The 4,724-nt window shown below is 67.9% G+C and carries 5 protein-coding genes and 1 pseudogene; all 6 read left to right on the top strand.

The features are described from left to right. A partial coding sequence (locus AC1DY5_RS42500; RefSeq protein ID WP_478120434.1) for a tripartite tricarboxylate transporter substrate-binding protein occupies positions 1-586 on the top strand: 586 nt, incomplete at its 5' end. A 2-nt stretch (positions 587-588) separates the two neighbouring features. Further along, positions 589-1,494 (top strand): amidohydrolase family protein, encoded by a 906-nt coding sequence (locus tag AC1DY5_RS42495; RefSeq protein ID WP_478120433.1) that lies wholly within the window; start codon positions 589-591, stop codon positions 1,492-1,494. Further along, positions 1,491-2,519 (top strand): annotated as a pseudogene (locus AC1DY5_RS42490) (FAD-binding oxidoreductase); the annotation flags it as partial. The gene AC1DY5_RS42495 and the pseudogene AC1DY5_RS42490, both read left to right, overlap by 4 nt. Beyond that, complete coding sequence (locus AC1DY5_RS42485) at positions 2,413-2,871, top strand: FAD-binding oxidoreductase (protein WP_478120436.1); 459 nt, start codon at positions 2,413-2,415, stop codon at positions 2,869-2,871. The pseudogene AC1DY5_RS42490 and the gene AC1DY5_RS42485, both read left to right, overlap by 107 nt. Positions 2,872-2,939: 68 nt before the next feature. Beyond that, a complete protein-coding gene (locus AC1DY5_RS42480) occupies positions 2,940-3,902 on the top strand; it encodes a tripartite tricarboxylate transporter substrate binding protein (RefSeq protein ID WP_478120435.1) in 963 nt (320 codons plus the stop codon). Positions 3,903-3,923: 21 nt separating this feature from the next. After that, positions 3,924-4,724: isocitrate lyase/PEP mutase family protein (locus tag AC1DY5_RS42475; protein WP_478120432.1), on the top strand; the 801-nt coding region annotated here is incomplete at its 3' end.

Here is a 4,724-nt window from a genome sequence, read left to right as displayed (position 1 = left end):
GGTCGTGAATCCGAAGCTGCCGGTCAAGAACCTGGCCGAGTTGATCGCCCTCGCCAAGTCGAAGCCGGGCGTCCTGACCATGGCCTCGACCGGCAATGGCACCTCCAACCACCTGGCGGGCGAACTGTTTCAGCGCATGAGCGGCACCCAGTTCAACCACGTCCCCTATCGCGGCAGCAGCCAGGCGCTCAACGACCTGCTCGGCGGCCAGGTCGACCTGATGTTCGACAACGTCCCCACCTCCCTGCCCTTCATTCGGTCGGGCAAGCTGAACGCGCTGGGCGTGACCAGCGCGACGCGAAGCAGCGCGTTGGCCAACTTGCCGACCCTGGCCGAGTCTGGCCTCGCCGGCTACGAAGCCAGCACCACCACCGGCATCGTCTTTCCTGCGGCCACGCCCAAGGACGTGGCGGCCAAGATCAATGCGGCGCTTGCCAAGTCGCTGGCACCGAAGGTGCGCGAGGGCTTCGCCCAGATGGGCGCCGACATCTCGGATCTCTCCCCGCAGGCCTTCGCGGACCTGATGCGCGACGAAGGACTCAAGTGGACCCGCGTCGTTCGCGAAGCCAACGTGAGGATCGACTAGCCATGGCGCTTCTCGATGCCGAGCCGCCCCTCTGCCTCGGACCGGGGAACGTGGTCGGCGCGCCGCAGCCGGCATTCCCGCCAGGCAGCGTGGACGCCCACTGCCATCTGTTCGGCGATCCGGACGAGTTTGCCTTCGTGGCCGAGCGCAGCTACACGCCCGCGCCTGCCGGGCTACCGGCCTACCTGCGGATGTGCACAGCGCTCGGGATCACGCGCACGGTGCAGGTCAACGCCAGTGTCTATGGATGCGACAACAGCATCACGATCGCCGCGATCGCTCAATTGGGCCAGCATCGGGCCCGCGGCGTGGCCGGGGTTGCGCCGGACATCTCGACGACGCAACTGGAAAGGCTGCATGACGGCGGCATGCGCGGCGTGCGCCTGTCCACGCACGTGGCCGGGTATGGCGGCACCGACCTGATCGACCAGATGGCCGCGAAGTTGCGGCCCTTCGGCTGGCACCTCCAGGTGCACGTTGCCAATGCCGCCGAGTTGGTCCAGTTGGAAGCCCGGCTGCTGCGCACCAAGGCGCCACTGGTGTTCGATCACCTGGGCTGCGTGCACGGGCGCGACGGCGTCGGCTCCCCAGGCTTCCAGGCCCTATTGCGGGTCCTGCAGCAGCGTGACGACTGCTGGGTCAAGCTGTCGAGCTGGTACCGGCGTTCGGCGAGCGGCGGGCCCGCTTACGACGACATCGAGCCACTGGCCCAGGCGCTGGTGGATGCCCGTCCCGATCGCGTGGTGTTCGGCACCAACTGGCCGCATCCGAACCTGTTCCCGCCCGACAGCGTGCCGGACGACGGCGAGCTGGCCGCGGTCTTCAATCGCTGGGTGCCGGATGCCGCGACGCGACATCGCATTCTGGTGCGAAATCCCGAGGCTCTCTACGGGTTCGATCCGCTATGAATTTCGTCGACACGCTTCGCGCTGAAGTGCCGGCCTGCCAGGTGCTGACCGAGCCAGCCGACACCGCGCCCTACCTCCATGACTGGCGCGGGCTGTTCCATGGCGCCGCACTGTGCGTGGCACGCCCGGCGCATGTGGACGAGGTGTCGGCCCTGCTGCGCATTGCCGCGCGCCATGCTGTCGGCGTCGTCGCACAGGGCGGCAACACCGGCCTGGCGGGCGGTGCCACCCCCACCGGAGGCACGCCGCAGGTGCTGCTCTCGCTGGGCCGCATGCAGAAGATTCGTTCGATCGACCGCGTCGGCATGACGATGGAGGTCGAGGCGGGCTGCGTCCTCGAAACCGCCAAGGAGGCGGCGCGCGCCCACGGGCGGTTGCTTCCGATCGGCTTCGCCGCCCAAGGCTCGGCCATGGTGGGCGGCGTCATCGCCACCAACGCCGGCGGCATCAACGCGCTTCGCTACGGCACCACGCGCCACATGGTGCTCGGTATCGAGGCGGTGCTGGCCGATGGTTCCGTCATTCGCAAGCTCCACGGCCTTCGCAAGGACAATACGGGCTACGACTGGAAGCAACTGCTGATCGGCTCCGAAGGCACGCTGGGCATCGTCACCGCCGCCGTCGTGAGACTGAGCGCGCTGCCGCGGGAGCACTGCGTCGCATTCGCCGCGGTCGCGTCCCCCGCAGCCGCCGTGAGGCTGCTCGAGCGGCTGCAGGACACGATGGGCGACTCGCTCAGCGCGTTCGAGCTGATGTCGGGCGCCGCGGTCGGGCGCGCCGTGCGCTTCATCGGTGGCCGCCTGCCGGTCGCTCCCGCCGACTGGCATCTGCTGATCGAGGTTGGAGACAGCGCGCCTGCACCGGCCGATCGCCTGCTGGCGGCTCTGGAGGCCGCCATGGAAGAAGGCGAGATCGAGGATGCGGCCGTGGCCGATTCGTTGTCTCGGGCGCAGGAATTCTGGGCACTGCGAGAGAACATTACCGAGGCTGAACGGCACGCGGGCGCCAGCGTCAAACACGACGTTGCGGTGTCGGTCTCGCAGGTTCCCGCCTTCATCGAGGCCGCCAGCGCAGCCATCGCTGCGCTCTCGCCTGTTCTGCGTCAACGCCTTCGGCCACCTCGGCGACGGCAACATCCACTTCAACGTGATCCAGGGTCCGCACGGCGTCTCCGTCGATCTTGTCAACCGCGCGGTGCACGATACCGTGGCACGCTTCGACGGTTCCATCGCCGCGGAACACGGCATCGGGCAGTACCGCATCGCGGAACTCGTGCGCCTCAAGCCGGCGGCCGAACTGGCCCTGATGCAACGAATCAAGCAGGCGCTCGATCCGCACGGCCTGCTCAATCCCGGCAAGGTGCTGCCGACGCCTTGATAGGCGCCGCGAATCGCTGTTGCCCACTCCCGCCTCACACGGGCCCACGCTCAAACCCGAGAACCACCATGCATCGACGTCGACTCCTCACCGCCACCATGGCCGCCGCGGCCTCCAGTTGCGCGAGCTTCGGCCTGCACGCGCAGGCTGCCGTCACCAAGCTTCTGGTCGGCGCCACCCCGGGGGGCGGCACGGACATCGTGGCGCGAGCCTTGGCCCGTGAAATGGCCGAGCGCCTGGGCCGAAACTACGTGGTCGAGAACAGACCCGGCGCCGCCGGCAACATCGCGGCGCTGGCGGTGGCGCGGGCGGCGCCTGATGGCAACACCTTGCTCCTCAGCTACACGAGCCACGCCATCAACGCGTCCCTCTACCCGACACTGCCCTTCGATCCGATCAAGGACTTCACGCCGCTGTGTGGCGTCGCCAGCCTGCCGGCCATCCTGGTCGGCAAGACTTCGCTCAAGGCGAACAACATCGCCGAACTGATCGCCCTCGCGAAGGCCAAGCCCGGCAGCCTCAACCTGGCGATCGCGGGGCTTGGCAGCGCGAACCATCTGGCCGGGGAAATGCTCAAGCGAGACGCCGGCATCGACATCGTCAGCGTGCCTTACAAGGGCACCTCCCCCGCGCTCGCGGACGTGGTCGCGGGCCAGATCGACCTGGCGTTCTCCGGGGTCGCCAGCGTCCAGACGTTGATCAAGGGCGGATTGGTGAAGCCGCTCGCCGTGACGAGTGCCCAGCGCCTGCCGGCCTTTCCCAACGTGCCGACGATCGGCGAGTTGCTCCCGGGCTATGCCTACAGTTCCTGGTACGGACTGTTCGGGCCGGCCCGGATGGCGCCGGCCCTCGTCGAACAATTGTCCAGCGCCGCCCTTGCCGGCCTCGAGTCGGAGGCGGTGCGCAGCCGCTTCAAGGACGAAGGTTTGGTGCCCATGGGCACGGGCCCGCAGGATTTCGACCGCTTCGTGCGAAGCGAGATCACACGGTGGGGCAAGGTCGTCGCGCTCACCGGTGCCAAGCCCGAATAACGATCACTTCAGGAAACCTCCATGTCAACCACCATATCCCTGCGCGACCGGCTGAAAGAACCACGGGCACTGCTCGTCCCGGGCGTCTATGACGCCTTGACGGCATTGCTGGCCGAACAGGCCGGCTTCGAAGCGCTCTATCTGTCGGGCGGTGCGGTCGCCTACACGCAGCTCGGGCGATCGGACGTCGGCCTGACCACCGCGACCGAGACCGCGGACGTCCTCGGCCGCATCACGGACCGCGTCGGCATCCCGGTGATCGTGGACGGCGACACCGGCTACGGCAACGCCCTCAACGTGCAGCGCACCGTGCGACTCTTCGAGCGCGCCGGAGCCGCCATGATCCAGCTCGAAGACCAGACCTTTCCGAAGCGCTGCGGCCATCTGGATGGCAAGACGCTCGTAAGCACGAAAGAGATGACGGGCAAGCTGAAGGCGGCGCTGGACGCCCGCCAGTCGCCGAGTACATTGATCCTGGCGCGCACCGATGCGGTCGCCGTGGAAGGTCTGGAGGCTGCGTTCGAGCGTGCCGAGGCGTATGCGGCCTGCGGCGTGGATGCGCTGTTCATCGAAGCATTGCGGACCAGCGAGGACATGGATGCCGCCTGCGCGCGCTTTGCTCCGCGCCTGCCGCTGCTCGCGAACATGATCGAGGGCGGGAAGAGCCCGGTGCAGAGTGCGAGCGAGCTTGGCGAGCGCGGCTTTCGGATCGTGATCTTCCCCGGCGGCACGGCGCGTTTTGTTGCTTCGCAGTTGCAGCGCTACTTTGAAAGCCTGCGCGCGCATGGAACCACGGGGCCGACGCGAGACTTGATGCTGGAC

It is taken from the genome of Variovorax sp. P4_D9 (assembly GCF_056401695.1).
Note: the sequence above shows the minus strand (reverse complement) of the source record. Positions and strands in the feature narration are given on the sequence as shown.